This window comes from Desulfovibrio sp. 1188_IL3213 (assembly GCF_036763145.1).
GTDB lineage: Bacteria > Desulfobacterota > Desulfovibrionia > Desulfovibrionales > Desulfovibrionaceae > Desulfovibrio.
This window is the reverse complement of sequence record NZ_JBAIYR010000482.1, coordinates 1-1,594: the sequence shown is the minus strand read 5'-3', so window position 1 is coordinate 1,594 and position 1,594 is coordinate 1. Positions and strand designations below refer to the sequence as shown.

The 1,594-nt window shown below is 57.8% G+C and carries 2 protein-coding genes; one reads left to right on the top strand and one right to left on the bottom strand.

The features are described from left to right. On the top strand, positions 1-552 hold a 552-nt coding region (locus V6C16_RS12830), incomplete at its 5' end, for a hypothetical protein (protein ID WP_333543396.1). Between the two features lie 467 nt (positions 553-1,019). Here V6C16_RS12830 and V6C16_RS12825 read toward each other — a convergent pair. Continuing rightward, a partial coding sequence (locus V6C16_RS12825; RefSeq protein ID WP_333543395.1) for a methyl-accepting chemotaxis protein occupies positions 1,020-1,594 on the bottom strand: 575 nt, incomplete at its 5' end.

Here is a 1,594-nt window from a genome sequence, read left to right as displayed (position 1 = left end):
GACGTGCCGGACGGCGACAGCCACACGCACGCAGGGCAGGAAGACGCCCAGGAACCGGCCCACACGAGCACCGAGGCTGCGGACACGATGCATTCAGACGCGACCCATCAGGGACCGGACGCCGCAGACACGACGCATGCCGAGGACGATATCCCCGTGCTGCTTGTGGACATGCTGGATGAAGAGCTTGCCGACAGCTTCATGAACGAGCAAACCGACCCTCTGATTATGGACCTTGAAGACGCCCTGCCCCCGCCCGCGCAAGGGCTTGAGGGCGCACAGCCCCTGATGGCGCAAGACGACAGCCTCTTTCCAGTGGCGATGCAGAATACAGGGACGTTGTCAGACACCGCCGATGTACTGGCGCACGACAGCATGGCGGCATCACCCGGGCAGCCGTCCCAGGGGCAGACCGAAGCCGCAGGCCCGCAAACGCAGATCGAGGGCATACAGCCTGCCGCCGCAGGGGCCATGCCTCCAGCGGCAGACATGACGGAAAGTGAGGCCGACCAGATGGCCGTATTGCAACACCTGGCGCAAAACGGCCAATAAGCTTTGCGAAAAACGAAAAAACAGTGAAGGCCGGGAAAATTCCCGGCCTTCACTACGTTAAGATATTGAATAAAAAACACCCTGCCAGTGCGGATAGCGCATTTTACTTTTTCAAATCTGCATTTTCAAAACATTTAAAGCAGATTAACTTTAAGAGTGGATAGCCTCAAATTTTAAGGCACGCTCGCTTCGGCGCCTAGACAGTGTTGTCACGAGATGAATTTCCTTGGTATATCAAGGAGAACGAGCCTTTTATGCAGGGAGTGTACTCTTATGGTACTCGACCGGAATAAAAGGCGAAGTTCGACGCAGAGATACCGGGAAAGGCGCTCGTGACGACACTGTCTAACAGCGCAAATGCATCACGCTGCTGGCCGCCCACGCAAACCGTTGGACAACGAGACGGCATTTTTTGTGACGGGCATCTGCCCATGCAGCCGCCGAAACAGTTTAAAAGTAAAACTGTCCTATTCCTGCAGGTGTGCCGTCAAATCCGCCAGCCGCTTGATAAGGGCCACAAGCCTGTCCGTTTCCTGACGTGCCTCGGCCATTGATCTGGCTGTGCTCGCCATGACGCTGTTGACCTCATCAATGGACCGGTTGATCTGCTCACTGGCTACGGACTGCTCCTCGCTGGCCGCAGCAATGGCGCTGATCCGGCCCACGGCGTCTTCCACCGTACCCACAATGTCGTTGAGCGCCTGCCCCGATTTACCGGAATAGGCCGTGGCCTGTTCCACCTGGGTCACAGCATTGTCCATCGAAGCCATACTCTTGGCGGTGCTTTGCTGGATAGCCCCGATGGCGCTGCCCACATCGCTGGTGGACGTCATGGTTTTTTCAGCCAGCTTGCGCACCTCGTCAGCCACCACGGCAAAGCCGCGCCCGGCGTCACCGGCGCGGGCAGCCTCAATGGCGGCGTTCAGGGCCAGCAGGTTGGTCTGATCCGCTATGTCGGAAATAACATTCATGATCGCGGTGATGTCTCTGGCATGACGGTCCAGAAGCGCCATGTCGCCCTTGAGCGCCATTGAAACCTCGA